The organism is Pseudomonas sp. BMS12 (assembly GCF_001592875.1).
Taxonomy (GTDB): domain Bacteria; phylum Pseudomonadota; class Gammaproteobacteria; order Pseudomonadales; family Pseudomonadaceae; genus Aquipseudomonas.
The window spans coordinates 127,273-147,228 of sequence record NZ_LSOF01000003.1; the positions used below are offsets into that span (position 1 = coordinate 127,273).

Annotated in this window: 18 protein-coding genes; 10 read left to right on the forward strand and 8 right to left on the reverse strand. The window is 65.2% G+C overall.

What is annotated here, in order from left to right:
* Positions 1-10: 10 nt before the first annotated feature.
* From dapF to AYB31_RS01695, 4 genes are all read left to right on the forward strand, one after another.
* Complete coding sequence (gene dapF / locus AYB31_RS01680) at positions 11-841, forward strand: diaminopimelate epimerase (protein WP_068825145.1); 831 nt, start codon at positions 11-13, stop codon at positions 839-841.
* Positions 838-1,530: a DUF484 family protein gene (locus tag AYB31_RS01685; RefSeq protein WP_068825147.1), complete on the forward strand. Its 693-nt coding sequence runs from the start codon at positions 838-840 to the stop codon at positions 1,528-1,530. The genes dapF and AYB31_RS01685 overlap by 4 nt, the downstream gene beginning before the upstream one ends.
* Positions 1,531-1,637: 107 nt before the next feature.
* Positions 1,638-2,531 (forward strand): tyrosine recombinase XerC, encoded by an 894-nt coding sequence (gene xerC, locus AYB31_RS01690; protein ID WP_068825149.1) that lies wholly within the window; start codon positions 1,638-1,640, stop codon positions 2,529-2,531.
* Complete coding sequence (locus AYB31_RS01695) at positions 2,531-3,235, forward strand: HAD family hydrolase (protein ID WP_068825151.1); 705 nt, start codon at positions 2,531-2,533, stop codon at positions 3,233-3,235. The genes xerC and AYB31_RS01695 overlap by 1 nt, the downstream gene beginning before the upstream one ends.
* 129 nt (positions 3,236-3,364) lie before the next feature.
* On the opposite strand, the gene sutA is transcribed toward AYB31_RS01695, so the two are convergent.
* From sutA to glnK, 5 genes are all read right to left on the reverse strand, one after another.
* A complete protein-coding gene (gene sutA, locus AYB31_RS01700) occupies positions 3,365-3,694 on the reverse strand; it encodes a transcriptional regulator SutA (RefSeq protein ID WP_068825153.1) in 330 nt (109 codons plus the stop codon).
* An 84-nt stretch (positions 3,695-3,778) separates the two neighbouring features.
* The gene (locus AYB31_RS01705) at positions 3,779-4,204 is read right to left on the reverse strand and encodes a secondary thiamine-phosphate synthase enzyme YjbQ (RefSeq protein WP_068825342.1); all 426 of its coding nucleotides are present in this window, start codon (positions 4,202-4,204) and stop codon (positions 3,779-3,781) included.
* Positions 4,205-4,300: 96 nt separating this feature from the next.
* A complete protein-coding gene (locus AYB31_RS01710; protein ID WP_068825155.1) occupies positions 4,301-5,554 on the reverse strand; it encodes an ammonium transporter in 1,254 nt (417 codons plus the stop codon).
* A gap of 66 nt (positions 5,555-5,620) precedes the next feature.
* Positions 5,621-6,937, reverse strand: a complete 1,317-nt coding sequence (locus AYB31_RS01715) for an ammonium transporter (protein WP_068825157.1) — start codon at positions 6,935-6,937, stop codon at positions 5,621-5,623.
* A 34-nt stretch (positions 6,938-6,971) separates the two neighbouring features.
* Entirely contained in the window at positions 6,972-7,310 is a 339-nt protein-coding gene (gene glnK, locus AYB31_RS01720) for a P-II family nitrogen regulator (RefSeq protein WP_068825159.1), read from the reverse strand.
* Between the two features lie 403 nt (positions 7,311-7,713).
* Between glnK and AYB31_RS01725 the strand changes: the two genes are divergently transcribed.
* The 3 genes from AYB31_RS01725 (at position 7,714) to AYB31_RS01735 (ending at position 11,587) form a co-directional block, all read left to right on the forward strand.
* Positions 7,714-7,974 (forward strand): accessory factor UbiK family protein, encoded by a 261-nt coding sequence (locus AYB31_RS01725; RefSeq protein WP_068825160.1) that lies wholly within the window; start codon positions 7,714-7,716, stop codon positions 7,972-7,974.
* Between the two features lie 34 nt (positions 7,975-8,008).
* A complete protein-coding gene (locus AYB31_RS01730; protein WP_068825162.1) occupies positions 8,009-9,505 on the forward strand; it encodes a YifB family Mg chelatase-like AAA ATPase in 1,497 nt (498 codons plus the stop codon).
* A gap of 117 nt (positions 9,506-9,622) precedes the next feature.
* Positions 9,623-11,587: a BCCT family transporter gene (locus AYB31_RS01735; protein ID WP_068825164.1), complete on the forward strand. Its 1,965-nt coding sequence runs from the start codon at positions 9,623-9,625 to the stop codon at positions 11,585-11,587.
* A gap of 46 nt (positions 11,588-11,633) precedes the next feature.
* Here the strand turns inward: AYB31_RS01735 and AYB31_RS01740 are convergent, their stop codons facing one another.
* Positions 11,634-12,434 carry a gamma-glutamyl-gamma-aminobutyrate hydrolase family protein gene (locus AYB31_RS01740; protein WP_068825166.1) on the reverse strand — a complete coding sequence of 267 codons (801 nt, stop codon included), beginning with the start codon at positions 12,432-12,434 and terminating at the stop codon, positions 11,634-11,636.
* 357 nt (positions 12,435-12,791) lie between these two features.
* Entirely contained in the window at positions 12,792-13,718 is a 927-nt protein-coding gene (locus AYB31_RS01745; RefSeq protein WP_068825168.1) for a LysR substrate-binding domain-containing protein, read from the reverse strand.
* Between the two features lie 139 nt (positions 13,719-13,857).
* Here AYB31_RS01745 and AYB31_RS01750 point away from each other — a divergent pair, with 139 nt between their 5' ends.
* Positions 13,858-15,243, forward strand: a complete 1,386-nt coding sequence (locus tag AYB31_RS01750; RefSeq protein ID WP_068825170.1) for a NorM family multidrug efflux MATE transporter — start codon at positions 13,858-13,860, stop codon at positions 15,241-15,243.
* Between the two features lie 93 nt (positions 15,244-15,336).
* Here AYB31_RS01750 and AYB31_RS01755 read toward each other — a convergent pair whose 3' ends face one another.
* Positions 15,337-17,010, reverse strand: coding sequence for a putative bifunctional diguanylate cyclase/phosphodiesterase (locus AYB31_RS01755; RefSeq protein ID WP_068825172.1), 1,674 nt, complete (start codon positions 17,008-17,010; stop codon positions 15,337-15,339).
* A gap of 296 nt (positions 17,011-17,306) precedes the next feature.
* Here AYB31_RS01755 and rep point away from each other — a divergent pair, with 296 nt between their 5' ends.
* The gene (gene rep, locus AYB31_RS01760; RefSeq protein WP_068825174.1) at positions 17,307-19,319 is read left to right on the forward strand and encodes a DNA helicase Rep; all 2,013 of its coding nucleotides are present in this window, start codon (positions 17,307-17,309) and stop codon (positions 19,317-19,319) included.
* Between the two features lie 33 nt (positions 19,320-19,352).
* A complete protein-coding gene (locus AYB31_RS01765) occupies positions 19,353-19,925 on the forward strand; it encodes a xanthine phosphoribosyltransferase (RefSeq protein WP_068825176.1) in 573 nt (190 codons plus the stop codon).
* Positions 19,926-19,956 lie beyond the last annotated feature (31 nt).

Below are 19,956 nucleotides of genomic sequence, written 5' to 3' on the forward strand. Positions count from 1 at the left end.
GGGCGCGATCATGCTATTGCGCTTCACCAAGATGCACGGCCTCGGCAATGACTTCATGGTCCTCGACCTGATCAGCCAGCACGCACATATCCAGCCCAAGCACGCCAAGGCCTGGGGCGACCGGCATACCGGCGTCGGCTTCGACCAGTTGCTGCTGGTCGAAGCGCCGAGCAACCCGGACGTCGACTTCCGCTACCGCATCTTCAACTCCGACGGTTCGGAAGTGGAGCAGTGCGGCAACGGCGCGCGCTGTTTCGCCCGTTTCGTGGTGGACAAGCGCCTGACCGTGAAGAAGCAGATTCGCGTCGAGACCAAGGGCGGCATCATCGAGCTCAACCTGCGTCCGGACGGCCAGGTCACCGTGGACATGGGCGCGCCGCGCCTGGTTCCCGAGCAGATCCCCTTCCAGGCCGAGGCCGAAGCGCTGAGCTACGCAGTCGAGGTGGAAGGTCAGAGCCATGAGCTGGCCGCGGTGTCGATGGGCAACCCGCACGCCGTGCTGCGCGTCGATAACGTCGACACGGCACCGGTGCACAGCCTGGGGCCGAAGCTCGAACACCATCCGCGCTTCCCCAAGCGGGTCAACGTCGGCTTCCTGCAGGTCATCGACCGCAAGCAGGCACGCCTGCGCGTGTGGGAGCGTGGCGCTGGCGAGACCCAGGCCTGTGGCACCGGCGCCTGCGCCGCCGCCGTGGCCGCCATCCGCCAGGGCTGGATGGACTCGCCGCTGCAGCTGGAACTGCCCGGCGGCAAGCTGTCCATCGAGTGGGCAGGCCCCGGCCAGCCGGTTATGATGACCGGACCCGCCGTTCGCGTGTACGAAGGACAAGTCCGCTTATGAGTGACCAGGATCAGACTCCGCTCGATGCCGAGACCGTTGCCGCCTACCTGCGCCAGCACCCGGAATTCTTCGTCGACCACGAGGAGCTGATTCCCGAGCTGCGCATTCCTCATCAGCCGGGCACCACGGTGTCGCTGGTGGAGCGCCAGGTGAAACTGCTGCGCGAGCGCAACATCGAGATGCGCCACCGCCTGTCGCAGCTGATGGATGTAGCCCGCGACAACGACCGCCTGTTCGACAAGACCCGCCGCCTGGTGCTCGACCTGCTCGACGCCGCCAGCCTGGAAGAGGTCATCGGCGCCGTAGAAGACAGCCTGCGCCACGAGTTCCAGGTGCCCTTTGTCGGCCTGATCCTGTTCAGCGAAACGCCGCTGGGTGTCGGCCGTACCGTCAGCTCGGCCGAAGCGCACCAGGCCATCGGCGGCCTGCTGGCCGGCGGCAAGACCACCTGCGGCGTGCTGCGTCCCAACGAGCTGGAGTTTCTCTTCGGCGAGGCCGAACACAGCCAGGTTGGCTCCGCCGCCGTGGTCGCCCTCAGCCACCAGGGCCTGCACGGCGTGCTGGCCATCGGCAGCCCGGACCCGCAGCACTACAAGAGCAGCCTGGGCACCCTGTTCCTCGGCTACGTCGCCGAAGTGCTGGCCCGCGTCCTGCCGGACTTCGCCGAACCCCTGCGCTCGGCACGCTGATACCCTGGTCGCGAGCGCTGCTCGCGACGCTTTTGCGCAGATCGTTTCGCGAGTAGAGGCCAAGCGCGTCCTCGCTTCCACCCGCATCCTCGCACCTGGAGCCATCCATGCAGGGTCATCTCGACGCCTACCTCGAACACCTGCGCAGCGAGCGCCAGGTTTCCCCGCACACACTCGACGGCTACCGCCGCGACCTGCTCAAGGTGCTGGCGCTGTGCGAGAAGAGCGCCATCGGCGACTGGCCCGCGCTGGACACCCGCAACCTGCGCGCCTTCATCGCCCGCCTGCACGCCCAGGGCCAGTCCAGCCGCTCGCTGGCGCGCCTGCTCTCGGCGGTACGCGGCCTCTACCAGTATCTGAATCGCGAAGGTGTGTGCCGACACGATCCGGCTGCCGGCCTCGCCGCCCCCAAGGGCGAACGACGCCTGCCACGAGCGCTGGACGCCGACCGCACAGCGCAACTGCTCGATGGCGCACTGGAGGACGACTTCCTCGCCCTGCGCGACCAGGCCATGCTCGAACTGTTCTATTCCTCCGGCCTGCGCCTGTCAGAGCTGGTCGGTCTGAACATCGCCGAGCTGGACCTCACCGCCGGCCTGGTACGCGTGCTCGGCAAGGGCAACAAGGCCCGCGAGCTGCCGGTCGGACGCAAGGCCCGTGAGGCCATCGAGGCCTGGCTGCCCGTGCGCCAGCTGAGCAATCCGGCCGACGGCGCGGTGTTCGTCGGCCGCCAGGGCAAGCGCCTGAGCCCGCGCGCCATCCAGCTGCGAGTGCGCCAGGCCGGCGTGCGCGAGCTGGGCCAGCACCTGCATCCACACATGCTCAGGCACAGCTTCGCCAGCCATATGCTGGAGTCCAGCCAGGATCTGCGCGCCGTGCAGGAGCTGCTCGGCCACGCCGATATCGCCACGACCCAGGTCTACACCCACCTGGACTTCCAGCACCTGGCCAAGGTGTACGACGGCGCCCACCCGCGCGCCAAACGCAAGAGCGAGCCCTGATGACGATTCAACTGGTCACCTTCGACCTCGACGACACCCTGTGGGACGTCACCCCGGTGATGCACGGCGCCGAAGCGGCGCTGCGCGACTGGCTGGCCGCCACGGCGCCGCGCCTGGGACCGGTGCCGGTCGAACACCTGTGGAGCATTCGCGCCCGTCTGCTGGGCAGCGAGCCCATGCTCCGCCATCGTTTGAGCGAGCTGCGCCGACGCATCCTGTTCCATGCCCTGCGCGATGCCGGCTATGCCGAGGATGAGTCCGCCGACCTCGCCGAGCAGGGCTTTCAGGTCTTCCTCGCCGCGCGTCACCAGGTCGAGCTGTTTCCAGACGTGCACCGCACCCTGGAGCAACTGGCCGACCGCTACATCCTCGGCGTGATCACCAACGGCAACGCCGACGTGCGCCGCCTGGGCCTGGCCGACTACTTCCGCTTCGCCCTCTGCGCCGAGGAGCTGGGCGTCGGCAAGCCGGACCCGCATCCCTTCCGCACCGCCCTGCAACAGGCCGGGGTGCCCGCCGCTGCGGCCGTGCATATCGGCGACCATCCCGGTGACGATATTGCCGGGGCCCAGGCCAGCGGCCTGCGCGCCATCTGGTTCAACCCTCAGGGCAAGGCCTGGGGCGAGGCGCCGGCGCCGGATGCCCAGGTCCGCAGCCTGGCCGAACTGCCGGCGCTACTGGAAAGCTGGGGCACGACTCGGTAGGTTGCTCTCGCGCGGGACCCGCTCAGCGCCTATTCGCGGCTAAATCCACGCCGACGGCCCGCATCAGTGATATGCACTCCCATAAAAAAGCCCGCAATAGCGCGGGCTTTTTTATCGCGACGGCCGTCCTCAGATGGGGCGGCTGCCGTACTTGCTGTCCGGTTTCTTGGGCGGGTCGGCCACCACGTTGGGCTCGATCTCCTGAACCTTGCCACCGCGGGTGAGGAACTCCTCCATCGCCCTGGCCAGGGCATCGCGATCCTTCTGCTTGGCCTCGATGCTGGGCAGTTCTTCCGGCTCTACGGCCGCCTTGGCCTTCTTGCTCGGTTTGCTGCCAGGCTCCACGGCATCGCTGCCGTCGTCCTCGCTATCGTCGCCGCTGTCGGCCGCTTCCAGCTCTTCGCCGTCATCCTCGTCGGCCCCTTCAAGATCGTCCTGTTCCAGTTCTTCGTCGCTCATGTTCTACCTCATGACTTGCGCAAAGCAGGTTACTTATAGACCAGTGACACGCAATGCAAAATGTCACCGGAAAAAATTCACATCTCAACGGCGCTCGCCGTGCACGGTCGCCAACACCCTACGACCACCGCCATGCTCACGATGTTCGCCAAGGTAGACGCCCTGCCAGGTGCCGAGACACAGGCGCCCTGCAGTTATCGGCAGACTCAGCTGGCAGCCCAGCAGGCTGGACTTGAAATGCGCCGGCAGATCGTCCGGGCCCTCATAGTCGTGCTCGTAACCGCCTTCCCCCTGGGGTACCAGGCGGTTGAAGAAGCGCTCGAAGTCGCGGCGCACCGCACCATCGGCATTCTCGTTGATGGTCAACGAAGCCGAGGTGTGCTGCAGCCACAGGTGCAGCAGGCCGACACGGTAGTCGGCAAGCTCGGGCAGCGCAGCGACGATCTCGTCAGTTACCAGATGGAATCCGCGCGCCCGCGGGCGCAGTTCGATCAGCCGCTGTAGCCACATGGCGGGCACCTGCAACATGCGTTGGGGGCGCATTCTAGCGCGGCCGCAGAAAAAACAAAGGGCGCCCGAAGGCGCCCTTGTGAAAAACCCGTGGAGTCACTTCTTGCTGGTGAATTCCGGGTAGGCTTCCATGCCGCATTCGGCGATATCCACGCCTTCGTATTCTTCTTCCTCACTAACACGCAGACCGAACACCAGCTTGATCACGAACCAGACGATCAGGCTGGCGATGAACACGAATGCGAAGATCGAACCGATACCCAGCAGCTGGGCACTCAGGGTCGAGTCGCCGTTGGTCAGGCAGACGGCCAGCAGGCCCCAGATACCCACCACGCCATGCACCGAGATGGCGCCGACCGGATCGTCGAGCTTCAGCTTGTCCAGGCCGAGGATGGAGAACACCACCAGCACGCCGCCCACGGCACCGATCAGGGTGGCCTGCAGTGCGGTCGGGGTCAGCGGCTCGGCGGTGATCGCCACCAGACCGGCCAGGGCGCCGTTGAGGGCCATGGTCAGGTCGGCCTTGCCGAACAGGATGCGCGCCACGATCAGCGCAGCGATCAGGCCACCGGCAGCAGACATGTTGGTGTTGACGAAGACGTTGGCCACGGCGTTGGCATCATCGATGGTGCTCATCTTCAGCTGCGAGCCGCCGTTGAAGCCGAACCAGCCCATCCACAGGATGAAGGTACCGAGGGTAGCCATCGGCAGGTTGGCGCCGGGAATGGCGTTGATCTGGCCGTTGGAACCGTACTTGCCCTTGCGCGCACCGAGCAGCAGCACACCTGCCAGAGCGGCAGCGGCACCGGCCATGTGCACCACGCCGGAACCGGCGAAGTCGAGGAAGCCAGCTTCGTTGAGGAAGCCCGAGCCCCACTTCCAGAAGCCCTGGATCGGGTAGATGAAGCCGGTCATGACCACCGCGAAAGCGAGGAAGGCCCACAGCTTCATGCGCTCGGCCACGGCACCGGAGACGATCGACATGCAGGTCGCGGCGAACACCACCTGGAAGAAGAAGTCGGAACGGCTCGAGTAGTAGGGAGCATCGTCACCGCCGCCCAGGATGGCATCGGCAGTGTTCTCGTCGCCCAGCAGGAAACCCAGGCTCGGCAGGATGCCGCCCTCGGGGCTGGAGTACATGATGTGATAGCCGATCAGCATGTACATGATGCTGGCGATCGCATACAGGGCGATGTTCTTGGTGAGGATTTCGGTGGTGTTCTTCGCGCGCACCAGGCCGGATTCGAGCATGGCGAAGCCTGCCGCCATCCACATCACCAGGGCGCCGCACATCAGAAAGTAGAAAGTATCAAAGCCGTACTGCAAGGCAGTCAGTGCTGTGTTGTCCATGATTCACCTCTTGGCTGGGGTGCTTGAAGCGGCGCCCGGTTCCACCCGGGCACCGCATCGGCGGCTTTACAGGTTGTAACCACGCTCGTTGTGCAGGGACAAGTCGAGGCCGACGGTTTCTTCCTCGTCGCTCACGCGCAGCCCCATGACTAGGTCGATGACCTTGAGGATCACGTAGGTGACGATGGCGGTGTACAGCACGGTGACTGCCACACCTTCGATCTGCACCAGCACCTGAGCGCCGATGTCCTCGACGGTGCCGAAGCCACCCAGGGCCGGTGCCGCGAACACGCCGGTGAGGATGGCGCCGACGATGCCGCCGATACCGTGCACGCCGAAGGCGTCCAGCGAGTCGTCGTAGCCCAGCTTGCGCTTGAGGCTGGTCGCGCAGAAGAAGCAGATCACGCCAGCGGCCAGACCGATCACCAGGGCGCCCATCGGGCCGGCAGTACCGGCGGCCGGGGTGATGGCAACCAGGCCCGCGACCACACCGGAAGCGATGCCCAGGGCGCTCGGCTTACCGTGGGTAATCCACTCGGCGAACATCCAGCCCAGGGCGGCAGCGGCGGTAGCGATCTGGGTCACCAGCATGGCCATGCCGGCAGTGCCGTTGGCGGCGATGGCGGAACCGGCGTTGAAGCCGAACCAGCCGATCCACAGCATGGCGGCACCGACCAAGGTGTAGCCCAGGTTGTGCGGCGCCATGGCGGCAGTCGGGTAGCCCTTGCGCTTGCCCAGTACCAGACAGGCCACCAGGCCAGCGATACCGGCGTTGATGTGCACCACGGTGCCACCGGCGAAGTCGAGTACGCCGGCATCCCACAGGTAGGCACCGTCACCGGACCAGACCATGTGGCAGATTGGGGCGTAGACCAGGGTGAACCAGACGCCCATGAACACCAGCATCGCGGAGAACTTCATGCGCTCGGCGAAGGCACCGACGATCAGCGCCGGGGTGATGATGGCGAACGTCATCTGGAAGGTGATGAACACGCTTTCAGGGAAGGCACCGACCAGGCTGTCGACGGTCAGACCGCTGAGGAAGGCCTTGGACAGGCCGCCGACGAAGGAGTTGAGGTTGGTCACCCCCTGCTCCATGCCGGTGGTGTCGAACGCCATGCTGTAGCCGTACACCACCCAGAGGATGCTGATAAGGCCGGTGATGGCGAAACACTGCATCATCACCGACAGCACGTTCTTGGAACGCACCATGCCGGCGTAGAACAGCGCCAGGCCGGGGATGGTCATGAACAGCACCAGCGCGGTTGCGGTGAGCATCCACGCGGTGTCGCCGCTGTTGAGCACCGCCTCGTCGGCCATGGCCAGACCGGGGGTCAACAGAGACAAAAGGGCTCCTAGCCCTGCGAATTTTCGCAGAGTCATGTTGTTTCTCCTGGGGCTTGAGGGGGTTCGGGGCTTAGATCGCGTCGGTGCCGGTTTCGCCGGTACGGATACGGATGGCCTGCTCCAGGGGAACCACGAAGATCTTGCCGTCACCGATCTTGCCGGTGTTGGCAGCCTTGGTGATGGCCTCGATTACGCGGTCCAGTTGGTCGTCGGCGATGGCGACGTCGATCTTCACTTTCGGCAGAAAGTCGACCACGTACTCGGCGCCGCGATACAGTTCGGTGTGACCTTTCTGACGACCGAAGCCTTTGACTTCGGTGACGGTGATGCCCTGCACGCCGATCTCGGACAGCGACTCGCGTACGTCGTCGAGCTTGAACGGCTTGATGATGGCAGTGACTAGCTTCATGAAACTCTCTCCCGTTTAAGTGGACTTGCCCCAGGAAAACGAACCCGGGCCAAGTCTAAGCGCAGTGTCTGGCTTTTGTAACGCGCCGACCGCCTGGGTCGGAACCAACCTACCGCATCCGGTGAGGCATTCCCCCGCCTCATCCTGCGCACCGGTACTGCATCGGTGCACGCGTCACAGGGTGATAAGCAGAAAGCTTGCCAGCTATGCCAAAAGGCCACTTTTTCATGCAGTTAGCCCTCACGCTCTGGGGCAAGGTGGAATTGCGCACAGCCTCTCGCACCACATTGACGCACTCGCACCACCGCGAGTGATCAAAAACTGTGCATAAGGCCAGAGACCGCGACAGCACTAGGCCCGTGCTACACTGCCGGCCGTTTGCAACCGGAAGAAAGCCACCATCATGCTGCCGCCCAAAGCCTTGCTCGACACCCTCGCCGGCCACGCCTCGCGCCTGTTCAGCAGCGACAGTCCGCTGCCTCGCGGCGAACTGGAAGCCCAGTTCAAGGCCCTGTTGCAGAGCGCCTTCGGCAAGCTGGACCTGGTCAGCCGCGACGAGTTCGACAGCCAGATGGCCGTCCTGGCTCGCACCCGTGCCCGCCTGGAAGCGCTGGAAGCCAAGCTGGCGGCGCTGGAAGCCCAACAGAACCCACCCGCCGAGTAATGCCATCGGCGGGCATGCGATCAAGGAGTGATCCATGTCCCTGGCCATCGTCCACAGCCGCGCCCAGGTCGGCGTTGAAGCCCCGGCCGTCACCGTCGAGGCACACCTGGCCAACGGCCTGCCGAGCATGGCCCTGGTCGGCCTGCCGGAAACCGCAGTCAAGGAAAGCAAGGACCGCGTGCGCAGTGCCATACAGAATTCCGGCTTCGATTTTCCCGCGCGGCGTATCACCCTCAACCTGGCCCCCGCCGACCTGCCCAAGGACGGAGGGCGTTTCGACCTGGCCATCGCCCTGGGCGTGCTGGCCGCCAGCGGCCAGGTGCCGCTCGAAGGCCTGGGCGAGCTGGAATGCCTGGGCGAACTGGCGCTGTCCGGCGAAGTGCGCCCGGTGCAGGGCGTATTGCCCGCAGCATTGGCAGCGCGAGCCGCCGGGCGCACCTTGGTGGTGCCTCGCGCCAACGCCGAAGAGGCGTGCCTGGCTTCCGGCCTGACGGTGCTTGCCGTCGGTCACCTGCTGGAGCTGGCCGCCCACCTCAACGGCCACACCCCACTGACGCCACACCAGGCCGGCGGCCTGCTGCGCCAACCCGCGAGCTATCCGGACCTGGCCGAGGTGCAAGGCCAGCTGGCCGCCAAGCGCGCCTTGCTGGTCGCCGCCAGCGGCGGCCACAACCTGCTACTCAGCGGCCCGCCCGGCACCGGCAAGACCTTGCTGGCCAGCCGCCTGCCGGGCCTGCTGCCGCCGCTCAGCGAAGAAGAAGCCCTGGAAGTCGCCGCCATCCACTCGGTCGCCAGCCAGGCTCCACTGGAGGCCTGGCCACAACGACCCTTTCGCAGCCCGCACCATAGCGCCTCCGGGCCGGCACTGGTCGGAGGCGGCAGTCGCCCGGTACCCGGCGAAATCACCCTAGCGCACCAGGGCGTGCTGTTCCTCGATGAACTGCCGGAGTTCGACCGCAAGGTGCTCGAGGTGCTGCGCGAGCCCCTGGAAAGCGGGCAGATCGTCATCGCCCGGGCCCGCGACAAGGTACGCTTCCCTGCCCGCTTCCAACTGGTGGCAGCGATGAACCCCTGCCCGTGCGGCTACCTGGGCGACCCTGGCGGGCGCTGCCGCTGCAGCCCGGACCAGGTGCAACGCTACCGCGCCAAGCTGTCCGGGCCGCTGCTCGATCGTATCGACCTGCACCTGACCGTCGCCCGCGAAAGTACCAGCCTGCTCACCACCGGCGAGGGCGGCGAAACCAGCGCCAGTGCCGCCGCCCGGGTAGCTGCGGCACGCCGGCGGCAGCTGCAGCGCCAGGGCTGCGCCAACGCCTTTCTCGACCTGCCGGGCCTGCAGCAACACTGCTCTTTGCCGGAAGAAGATCGACGCTGGCTCGAACAGGCCAGCGAGCGCCTACACTTGTCCCTGCGCGCGGCGCATCGCCTGCTCAAGGTGGCACGTACCCTCGCCGATCTCGAGGACGTTGCCCAGATCGGCCGCCATCATCTGGCAGAGGCGCTGCAGTATCGTCCCAGTGCAGATCACTAAGATCATCCGATAAAGCTATCAGAATCATCCTATTCAGAAATTAAAGCTATAAGACGTGCTACCCTATCGGGCCTCCCGCCCTTGGCGGCCCATCCGATAACAAGGAGAGCTAGCTCAATGGAGGCATCTTCGTCTTCGCTCAACAAGCCGGTGTTTTTCAGCTCGGCCATCCTCATCATCGCTCTGGTGCTCTACAGCACGTTGCTCCCGGAGCAGGCGCAAAGCCAATTCGCCCTGCTGCAAGGCTGGATCATCGACAAGGCCAGTTGGTTCTACGTCCTTACCGTAGCCCTTATCCTGATCTGTTGCGTTTTCCTCGCCGTCAGCCGCTACGGTGACCTCAAGCTCGGCCCGGACCACAGCCAGCCCGAATACCGCAACACCACCTGGTTCGCCATGCTGTTCTCTGCCGGCATGGGCATCGGTCTGATGTTTTTCGGCGTCGCCGAGCCGCTGATGCACTTCACGTCACCGCCCAGTGGCGATCCCGGCACGGTGCAAGCCGCCCGCGAGGCGATGAAGCTGACCTTCTTCCACTGGGGCCTGCACGCCTGGGCGATCTATGCGATCGTCGCGCTGATCCTGGCGTTCTTCTGCTTCCGCCACAACCTGCCGTTGACCCTGCGCTCGGCGCTCTACCCGCTGATCGGTGACCGCATCTATGGCCCTATCGGCCATGCGGTGGATACCTTCGCCATCCTCGGCACGGTGTTCGGCGTGGCCACTTCGCTGGGTTATGGCGTGCTGCAGATCAACAGCGGCTTCCATCACCTGTTCGGCTTGCCGGTGAACACCACGGTGCAGATCGTCCTGATTGCCAGCATCTGCGCCCTGGCCACCCTGTCGGTGGCCAGTGGGTTGAACAAGGGCATCCGCATCCTCTCCGAACTCAACCTTGCGCTGGCCGTACTCCTGCTGCTGTTCGTCCTGGCCCTGGGGCCAACCGTGTTCCTGCTCAAGACCTTCGTGCAGAACAGCGGCGGCTACCTGTCGGAAATCGTCAGCAAGACCTTCAACCTCTACGCCTATGAGCCCACCGACTGGATCGGCGGCTGGACCCTGCTGTACTGGGGCTGGTGGCTGTCCTGGTCGCCCTTCGTCGGCCTGTTCATCGCTCGTATCTCGCGTGGCCGCACCATCCGTGAGTTCATCAGCGGCGTGCTGTTCGTACCGGCCGGCTTCACCTTGCTGTGGATGACCGTGTTCGGCGACACCGCCATCAACATGGTGCTCAACGACGGCCTGCAGAGCCTGGCCGATACGGTGAATGCCGACAGCTCCCTGGCGCTGTTCGCCTTCCTCGAACAGTTCCCGCTGAGCAGTCTGCTGTCGCTGATCGCCGTAGCCATGGTGGTGGTGTTCTTCGTCACCTCGGCCGACTCCGGCGCCCTGGTGGTGGACATGCTGGCCTCCGGGGGCAAGACCCACACGCCACTGTGGCAGCGCCTGTTCTGGTCGGTATTGATCGGCGTGGTCGCGATCTCGCTGCTCCTAGCCGACGGTCTCAAGGCCTTGCAGACCGCGACCATCGCCAGCGCGCTGCCCTTCTCCATCGTGCTGCTGGCCGCGATCTGGGGCCTGCTGCGGGCACTGAAGCTGGATGCCACCAAACGCAGCATCCGCTTCCAGGCACTGCCACACACGCCCAACCGCATGCGCCCGCAGGGCGGCTGGCAACGGCGATTGCGCACCCTGGTGACCTTCCCCAGCCAGGCCGAGGCACAGTCCTTTCTCGCCGACGTCGCGCAATATGCCATCGACGCCGTGACCGAGGAACTGTGCAAGCGCGGCCTGGATGCTCGCCGGGAAAACGGCGAGGATGGTCGCGTGCGCCTGGTGGTGACCCATGGCACGGCAACCGACTTCCTCTATGAAGTGCGTCCGCGGGCCTTCAATCTGCCCAGCTTCGCCCTCCTGGAAAGCCAGGACACCAGCGAGGAACAGCACTACTACCGTGCCGAGGTCCACCTGCTCGAAGGCGGCCAGGACTACGACCTGCTCGGCTGGAGCCGCGACGATGTAATCGGCGACATCATCGACCAGTACGAGAAGCACAGACACTTCCTGCACGTGGTGCGCTGAAACGAAAAAGCCCGGCAATCGCCGGGCTTTTTCATGGGGCATGAACTCAGGCCACGTTGCGCTGCTGCCGCGAGGCGCGCTGGCGGCAAGCCTCGCCGAAGGCTTCGAACATGCGCACCGAGTCCGGGTTCTGTGCTGCCTGCCATTCCGGATGCCACTGCACGGCAAACAGGAAGGGTGACAGGCTCGGCGCATGGAAGGCCTCGACCAGGCCGTCCTCGGCACGCGCCAGCGGTTCCAGGCCCTTGCCCAGGGTCTTGATGCCCTGGCCGTGCAGCGAGTTGACGCCGATCTCCTCGCTCTGCAGCAGCTTGGCCAGCCAGCTGCCGGGCTGCAGGCGCACCTTGTGGCTCTGCGCGTACTGCACGTCCACCGAGTCTTCGGGGTTCTCGCGATGATCGTTGAAGCCTGGCTCGGTGTAGACCTTCTGGTACAGGTCGCCACCCAGGGCCACGTTGATTTCCTGCATGCCGCGGCAGATGGCAAAGATCGGCAGGCCACGGGCAATGGCGGCCTTGATCAGCGGCAGGTCGAACAGGTCGCGGTCGCGGTCCTGGGTCTTCTCGGGAGTAAGGTTTTCCTGGCCGTAGAGAGCCGGATCGATGTTCGAGCCGGCACCGGTCAGGTACACACCATCGGCCATGTCGAGGTACTGCTCGAGGTCTTCGGTGCCGCAGCAGCTGGGCACCAGCACCGGCACGCAGCCAGCAAAATCGGTTACCGGCGTGATGTATTTGTGGGTCATCACCTGGTAGGCGTGGCCCTTGCGCTCCTGGGCGCCCATAGACATCAGTACGACGGGTTTACGTTTGGCGTTGGGGGTCTTTGCGCTGTTGTTGTTGGACATACGTCACCTTGGGGCAGGTTGGCCTGCCGTTGCTGTGCAGGAGGGTCGGAGGAGATCGACGCGCTACCTGTTTGGCACGGTTCCGTCTGTCGGCGGCATTGCATGCGCCCCACCTGGAGGCTTGGAAATGGAAGGTAACGAACCTCCCGCGACGGCCGCATAACAGTCGGAACCGCCAGCACAGTCTGCCCGAGCCGTAAAATATGTCAAACAAATCCAGCCGAACGCAGCAAAATCCGAATCAGGCATCTGGCCTGAAGGCGGCATTTTACGGCGCATCTTTCGACAACAAGCCGCAGCGGCGCGGCTTTTAGGTCCATTATTTTTTACGCAAGGCAGGCAAAACCGCACCAGCGCTCAGACCTCGATGCGCCGGACCGCTGGCAGATGCATCTGCGCCATCTCGGCCAACAGGAAATCGCGCAGCCGGCGCATGCGCTCTTCACCGCGCCGACCGCGCGGCCAGACCAGGTGGTAGCTGTCGCCACTGGCCACGGCACAAGGCCAGGGTAGACCGAGGCGACCCTGCTCGACGTCCTCGGCGACCATCACCAGATCGCCGATGGACACGCCATAACCACGCGCCGCCGCAACGATACCCAGCTCCAGGGTGTCGAAGACCTGGCCGCCCTTGAGCGCCACGCTCTCCTCCAGCCCCATGGCCTGCAGCCAGCGCCGCCAATCACGCCGGTCCGGTGTCGGGTGCAGCAACTCGGCGCTCTGCAGCCGCGGCAGATCCCATGGCCCGGCAGCCGCCTCCTCCGGCGCACACACCGGAATCAGCCACTCGGCGAACAGCTCGACGCTCTCCCACTCCGCCGGAAAGCTCCCGCCGCTGCTGAGCAACACGGCGCAATCGAAGGGCTCCTGATGAAAGTCGACCTTGTCCACATCCATCCAGGCGCTGGTCAACTGCACCTCGATATCGTTGTTGAGCAGGCGAAAGCGCGACAGCCGCGCCAGCAACCAGCGCATGGTCAGGGTCGAGGGCGCCTTAAGACGCAGGGTGGCGTCGTCCGCCCTGAGGCTGGTACAGGCCCGCTCCAGGGCGTCGAAACCGTCGCGTACACCGGGCAGCAGCAGGCGTGCACTTTCGCTCAGACGCAGGTTGCGCCCACTGCGCTCGAACAGGCGACAGGCAAAGTGTTCCTCCAGGGTGCGGATATGCCGGCTCACCGCGCTTTGGGTGATGGCCAGTTCCTCCGCCGCGCGGGTGAAGGAAGCATGCCGGGCGGCGGCCTCGAAGGCACGCAGGGCATAGAGAGGCGGCAGACGTCGGCTCATAGCCGTAATCCATGAGTATTAATCATGCATAGCATCGCTTTTATCCTTTTGTGCGCACCAACGAGTGCCGAGGAGAATTGCGCCATTCTTTGCCAGAGCGGCTCGCTCCGGCAAGCCATCTACCTGAGCCTGACTCATCATGTCGAACATCCTACGCAGCGAGCTCGGCGCCCTGGTGCGCCTCGCCACCCCACTGATCGCCGCGCAACTGGCTCATGTCCTGATGGTGTTCACCGACACCCTGATGATGGGCAAGCTCGGCCCGGCCGAACTGGCAGCCGGCGGCCTGGGTGCGGCCAGCTATTCCTTCGTCTCCATCTTCTGCGTCGGCGTGCTGGCGGCGGTGGGCAACCTGGTCGCCATTCGCCATGGCGCAGACGACCCTGGCGGAGTCAGCCGCCTGACCCAGAGTGGCCTGTGGCTTGCCGCCGGCCTGGCCCTAGGCGCGGGCCTGCTGCTATGGAACCTCGGTCCGCTGCTGCTGCGCTTCGGCCAGGCCGCGCACAATGTGAGCGGCGCCGAGGAGTTCCTCTCCACCCTGGTATTCGCCCTGCCCGGCTACCTGGCCTTCATGGCCCTGCGCGGTTTCACCGCCGCCATCGGCCGGCCCGGCCCGGTGATGGCCATCAGCATCGGCGGTGCGCTAGCCAACTTCGCCCTCAACTGGGCGCTGATCCACGGCTGGTTCGGCCTGCCGCCACTGGGCCTGGCCGGTATCGGCCTGGTCACCGCGCTGGTCAGCAACGTCATGGCCCTGCTGCTGGCCTGGCACCTGGCGCGCCATCCGGCCTACGCCGGCTATGCGCTGCGCCAGGGCCTGCTGCAGCCACGCCTGGACGATCTGCGTGAACTGCTGCGCCTGGGCCTGCCCATCGGCGGCACCTACGCAGTGGAGTCCGGCCTGTTCGCCTTCGCCGCCCTGTGCATGGGCGCACTCGGCAGCCAGGCGCTGGGCGCGCACCAGGTGGCGATCATGTCGGTGTACGCGGCCTTCATGGTGCCGGTGGGCATCTCCTATGCCACCACCTTCCGTATCGGCCAGCACTACGGCGCCGGGCGGTTGGTCGAAGCGCGCCGTGCCGGCCGCCTGGGCATAGGCCTGGGCGCCCTGTGCATGCTCGCCTTCGCGCTGCTGTTCTGGCTGGCGCCACAGTGGGTGGTGGGAATGTTCCTCGATCGCCACGACCCGGCCTTCGCCGAGATCGTCGCGCTGGCCATCAGCCTGCTGGCGGTGGCGGCCTGGTTCGAGCTGTTCGACGGCATCCAGACCATCGCCATGGGCGCCATTCGCGGCCTCAAGGACGGCAAGACCACCCTGCTGGTCGGCCTGGCCTGCTACTGGGGCATTGGCGCGCCGCTGGCGTGGGCACTGGCCTTCACCCTGGGCTGGGGCGCCCAGGGCGTGTGGTGGGGCCTGGCCGGCGGCCTGGCTTGTGCGGCCATCGGCCTGACCTTGGGCTTCGAGTGGAAGATGGCACGCCTGCTGCGACCGCAACCGGTGCCGGCGGCGGCCTGCCCGTCATAGTGCGGAGTTACCTTTCGCGGCAGCGAGATGGGCTCGCGAGCAACCATGGGCGCCCATCTTTCGCGAACAGCTCCCGCGCCTACGGCAGCCTCGTCAGGAAGGCAGGCCGGAAAGCAGCGGTTGGCGCATGCCGAACACCAGGAAGCGCGCCAGCTCGGCCAGCGGCAGCGGCTTGCTGATCAGATAGCCCTGCACCTGGTCGCAGCCGAACTGGCGCAGCAGGGCCAGTTGCTCGGCGCTTTCCACGCCTTCGGCCACCACCTCCAGGTGCAGGTTGTGCGCCAGGTTGATCATCGCCCGCACCAGCTGCCGATTCTCCGCGCGCTCGCCCATGCCGCCGACGAAACTCTTGTCGATCTTCAGCAGGGTGATCGGCAGGTTGTTCAGGTGCACGAAGGACGAGAAGCCCGTGCCGAAATCGTCCAGGGAGAAGCGCACACCGAGCCGGCCGAGGGCCTGCATGGTCTGCTGCACCTGCTCGCTGCGGCGCATGACCGCGGTTTCCGTCAGTTCGAACTCCAGCCACTCGGCATCCACCCCGCGCTCTTCGATCAGGCGATTCAGGGTCGACAGCAGCTGGCTGTCCTGAAACTGGCGGAAGGACAGGTTGACCGCCATGTGCAGCGCCGGCAGGCCACGGCCACGCAGCCACTGCATGTCGCGCAGCGCACGGGAAATCACCCAGTAGCCGAGCGGCACGATCAGCCCGCTCTCCTCGGCCAGCGGCACGAACTCGTCCGGGCCGAGCAGGCCGCGTTCGCCGTGGCGCCAGCGCACCAGCGCCTCAAGGCCGAGAATGCGCCCGCTCTGCAGGCACAGCCGCGGCTGATAATGCAGCTCCAGTTCGTCGCGGCGCAGCGCCCGACGCAGTTCGGTTTCCAGGTCGGCCTTGTTGCGCGCACCACCATGGATGCGCTCGTCGTACAGGTGATAGGTGCAGCCCTGGGCCGCCTTGGCCTGCTGCATGGCGATGTGCGCGTGCCACAACAGCGGGTCGGCGCCCTCGCCGGCGCGCGCATGGGTCAGGCCCAGGCTGCAGCCGAGCAGCAGGCTCTCGCCATCCAGCCAGTACGGCTCGGACAGCGCCTCGACGATGCGCTCGGCCAGCCGCTCGGCACGCTGCGGGTCGCGGCGGGTGTCGAGGAGCAGGGCGAATTCGTCGCTGCCCAGGCGGGCCAGACTGTCGCCGGCTTCCAGCTGGGCCTTGAGACGCCCCACCACCTGCAGGATCAGGCGGTCGCCGGCCTGATAGCCGAGGGCGTCGTTGACGTGTTTGAAGTTGTCCAGGTCGAGGTGGCCGAGCGCCAGGCCGCGCCCCTGATATTCGGCCAGACGTCCGGCCAGCAACGCTTGAAAGCCCTGGCGATTGGCGATACCGGTCAGTGTGTCCTGCTCGGCCAGGCGCTGCAGCGTGCCCTGCAGGCGCGCGCGCTCACCGGCATAACGCAGGCAGCGGCGCAGTACATCCTCACCCAGCTGATCACGCACCAGCCAGTCATAGGCATCGGCCGGTGCGGCAACGGGCTCTGCGTCGAGCAACAGCACCACCGGCAATGGGCAGCGCCCGGGCGCGGGCTGGCAGGCGGGGGTGGTCAGCAGCAGGCCCGGCACATCGTCGTCGAACAGACTGCTGGCGGCCTCCCAGGAGGGCGCAGTGATCAGCGGCCAGCCAATACCCAACGCGGCGAGTCGTGCACGCAGCAAAGCCGCCCACTCCGGCACTTCGGCCAGCAGGATCAGGCGCATGGGTTCAGCAAGCGCGGACAAATGAATTCCCCAAGGTCGACAAGACAGACTCACCCCGTCTGCACGCACCGTTGCTCGGCGTTCTCTTTTCTGCCCCATCCCTGTGCAGGTTTTGCGCATCCTGCGGGAAAGGCATAGCAGCGGCAACCGGGGGGATACGGAACAATCGTACATGATCTTTTAAAATAGTGACTTAGCACACATTCCTTATGTTTTTTATTGGGAACTGCCCGTGTCGTACAGCGGTCGGGCAGCGTCCCGCAAGCGTCTGCCGGCTGCTAGAATGCCGCCTCTTTTTCCTGATCAATTCCTTTGCCATGTCCCGACTCAATCCTCGGCAGCAAGAGGCCGTGAACTACGTCGGCGGCCCACTATTGGTGCTCGCCGGCGCCGGCTCCGGCAAAACCAGCGTGATCACGCGCAAGATCGCCCACCTGGTGCAGAACTGCGGCATTCAGGCCCGCCACATCGTTGCCATGACCTTCACCAACAAGGCCGCGCGGGAGATGAAGGAGCGCGTCGGCACGCTGCTCAAGGGCGCCGAAGCCCGCGGTCTGACCGTATCCACCTTCCACAACCTGGGCATGAACATCATCCGCAAGGAATATGCGGCGCTGGGCTACAAGCCGGGCTTCTCGATCTTCGACGACGGCGACATCAAGGCCCTGCTGACCGACATCATGCAGAAGGAATACGCCGGCGATGATGGCGCCGACGAGATCAAGAACTACATCGACAGCTGGAAAAACGACCTGATCCTGCCCGACGAGGCACTGGCGGGCGCGCGCAATCCCAAGGAGCAGACCGCCGCAGTGGTCTACCTGCACTATCAGCGCACGCTCAAGGCGTACAACGCGGTGGATTTCAACGACCTCATCCTGCTGCCGGTAAAGCTGTTCCAGGAGCACAAGGACATCCTGGAGAAGTGGCAGAACCGCATCCGCTACCTGCTGGTCGACGAGTACCAGGACACCAACGCCAGCCAGTACCTGCTGGTGAAGTTGCTGGTGGGCATGCGCAACCAGTTCACCGTGGTCGGTGACGACGATCAGTCGATCTACGCCTGGCGCGGCGCGCGCCCGGAAAACCTGATGCTGCTGAAAGAGGACTACCCCTCGCTGAAGGTGGTGATGCTGGAGCAGAACTACCGTTCCACCAGTCGCATCTTGAAATGCGCCAACATCCTCATCGCCAACAACCCGCACGTGTTCGAGAAGCAGCTGTGGTCGGAGATGGGCACGGGCGACGAGATCCGCGTGATTCGCACCCGCAACGAAGATGCCGAGTGCGAGCGCGTGGCCCTGGAAATCCTCACCGAGCATCTGCGCACCGAGCGCCCGTACAGCGACTTCGCCATCCTCTACCGGGGCAACTACCAGGCCAAGCTGATGGAGCTGAAACTGCAGCACCACCAGATTCCCTATCGCCTGTCCGGCGGCACCAGCTTCTTCGCCCGCCAGGAGGTGAAGGACCTGATGAGCTACTTCCGCCTGCTGGTCAATCCGGACGACGACAACGCCTACCTGCGGGTGATCAACGTGCCACGCCGCGAGATCGGCTCGACCACGCTGGAGAAGCTCGGCAACTACGCCAGCGAGCGGGGTGTCAGCATGTACGCCGCCAGCGACGAGCTGGGCCTGGGCGAACAGCTCGACAGCCGCTACACGGAGCGCCTGTCGCGCTTCAAGCGCTACATGGACAAGATTCGCGAACAGTGTGCCGGCAACGACCCGATCGGCGCCATTCGCAGCATGATCATGGACATCGACTACGAAAACTGGCTGCGACAGAACGCCTCCAGCGACAAGGTTGCCGACGCACGCATGGGCAACGTCTGGTTCCTCGTCGAGGCGCTGAAGAACACCCTCGACAAGGACGAAGAGGGTGACATGACCATCGAGGACGCCATCGGCAAGCTGGTCCTGCGCGACATGCTGGAACGCCAGCAGGAGGAAGAGGAAGGCGCCGAGGGCGTGCAGATGATGACCATGCACGCCTCCAAGGGCCTGGAGTTCCCCTCGGTGTACATCATCGGTTTCGAGGAGGAGATCCTCCCGCACCGCTCCAGCATCGAGTCCGATACCATCGAGGAAGAACGGCGCCTGGCCTACGTCGGCATCACCCGCGCCAAACGCAACCTGGCGCTGACCTTCGCCGCCAAGCGCAAGCAGTACGGTGAGATCATCGACTGCACGCCGAGCCGCTTCCTCGACGAACTGCCGCCGGAAGACCTGGTCTGGGAAGGCCAGGAAGACACCCCCGTGGAGGTCAAGGCCGCCCGGGGCAACGATGCACTGGCCAACATGCGTGCCATGCTGAAAAAATCCTGACGCCAACCAGCAACCAACCCCGAGGAATACGGCGTGGAAGCACTGAAGCAGAAAATTCTCGAACAAGGCCTGGTGCTGTCCGACCAGGTACTCAAGGTCGACGCCTTCCTCAACCACCAGATCGACCCCGCCCTGATGCAGCAGATCGGCCACGAGTTCGCCGTGCGTTTCCGCGACCAGGGCATCACCAAGATCGTCACCATCGAGGCTTCGGGCATCGCCCCTGCGGTGATGGCCGGCCTGGAACTCGGCGTACCGGTGATCTTCGCCCGCAAGTACCAGTCGCTGACGCTCAAGGACGATCTCTACACCTCGACGGTGTTCTCCTTCACCAAGCAGACCGAGAGCACCCTGGCCATCTCCGCCAAGCACCTGGGTGCCGACGACCATGTCCTGCTGGTCGACGACTTCCTCGCCAACGGTCATGCCGCCCGTGCCCTGATCGACCTGATCGGCCAGGCTGGCGCGAGCATCGCCGGCATCGGTGTGGTGATCGAGAAGTCCTTCCAGCGCGGTCGTGGCGAGCTCGACGCCCAGGGCTACCGGATCGAGTCTCTGGCCCGTATCGCCTCGCTGGAAGACGGCCAGGTACGTTTCCTCGACTGAGAAACGACAAAGCCGCCCGAGGGCGGCTTTG

Bases quoted from the DNA above. Each gene is read 5' to 3' on its own strand.
- dapF (WP_068825145.1), top strand. From the start codon at position 11: ATGCTATTGCGCTTCACCAAGATGCACGGCCTCGGCAATGACTTCATG.
- AYB31_RS01685 (WP_068825147.1), top strand. From the start codon at position 838: ATGAGTGACCAGGATCAGACTCCGCTCGATGCCGAGACCGTTGCCGCC.
- xerC (WP_068825149.1), top strand. From the start codon at position 1,638: ATGCAGGGTCATCTCGACGCCTACCTCGAACACCTGCGCAGCGAGCGC.
- AYB31_RS01695 (WP_068825151.1), top strand. From the start codon at position 2,531: ATGACGATTCAACTGGTCACCTTCGACCTCGACGACACCCTGTGGGAC.
- sutA (WP_068825153.1), bottom strand. From the start codon at position 3,694: ATGAGCGACGAAGAACTGGAACAGGACGATCTTGAAGGGGCCGACGAG.
- AYB31_RS01705 (WP_068825342.1), bottom strand. From the start codon at position 4,204: ATGTGGCTACAGCGGCTGATCGAACTGCGCCCGCGGGCGCGCGGATTC.
- AYB31_RS01710 (WP_068825155.1), bottom strand. From the start codon at position 5,554: ATGGACAACACAGCACTGACTGCCTTGCAGTACGGCTTTGATACTTTC.
- AYB31_RS01715 (WP_068825157.1), bottom strand. From the start codon at position 6,937: ATGACTCTGCGAAAATTCGCAGGGCTAGGAGCCCTTTTGTCTCTGTTG.
- glnK (WP_068825159.1), bottom strand. From the start codon at position 7,310: ATGAAGCTAGTCACTGCCATCATCAAGCCGTTCAAGCTCGACGACGTA.
- AYB31_RS01725 (WP_068825160.1), top strand. From the start codon at position 7,714: ATGCTGCCGCCCAAAGCCTTGCTCGACACCCTCGCCGGCCACGCCTCG.
- AYB31_RS01730 (WP_068825162.1), top strand. From the start codon at position 8,009: ATGTCCCTGGCCATCGTCCACAGCCGCGCCCAGGTCGGCGTTGAAGCC.
- AYB31_RS01735 (WP_068825164.1), top strand. From the start codon at position 9,623: ATGGAGGCATCTTCGTCTTCGCTCAACAAGCCGGTGTTTTTCAGCTCG.
- AYB31_RS01740 (WP_068825166.1), bottom strand. From the start codon at position 12,434: ATGTCCAACAACAACAGCGCAAAGACCCCCAACGCCAAACGTAAACCC.
- AYB31_RS01745 (WP_068825168.1), bottom strand. From the start codon at position 13,718: ATGAGCCGACGTCTGCCGCCTCTCTATGCCCTGCGTGCCTTCGAGGCC.
- AYB31_RS01750 (WP_068825170.1), top strand. From the start codon at position 13,858: ATGTCGAACATCCTACGCAGCGAGCTCGGCGCCCTGGTGCGCCTCGCC.
- rep (WP_068825174.1), top strand. From the start codon at position 17,307: ATGTCCCGACTCAATCCTCGGCAGCAAGAGGCCGTGAACTACGTCGGC.